At 59.7% G+C, this 253-nt stretch carries 1 protein-coding gene; it reads right to left on the reverse strand.

Going from position 1 to position 253, the window contains the following annotated elements:
- Positions 1-253 (reverse strand): hypothetical protein (locus tag ACSNOK_RS35230; protein ID WP_436784762.1); only part of this gene is annotated, 253 nt, incomplete at both ends.

A 253-nucleotide genomic window follows, 5' to 3' on the forward strand; every position in this document is an offset into this window, starting at 1 on the left:
GTCCTCGGTCAGCCGGCTGGCCGGGACGTCTTCCATGGTATCCATCAGCCGCAGCGAATCTTCGAGGAATTCGGCCTGGATCACGTCGCCGCGCTCGATGAAGATTTCCTGCAAGGTTTCCAGCGTGCCGGCAAGGTCGTCGGGATCGATGTCGTAGCAGATGAAGATCGACCTGAGCCAGGATATGTAGTCGCGGAAGATTTCCATGCTGCCGGTCGAGACGGCGGCCTCCAGGTAGACCAGGGTATACAGC

The sequence above is a fragment of the Streptomyces sp. URMC 126 genome (assembly GCF_051386555.1).
In the GTDB taxonomy this organism is placed as follows: domain Bacteria; phylum Actinomycetota; class Actinomycetes; order Streptomycetales; family Streptomycetaceae; genus Streptomyces.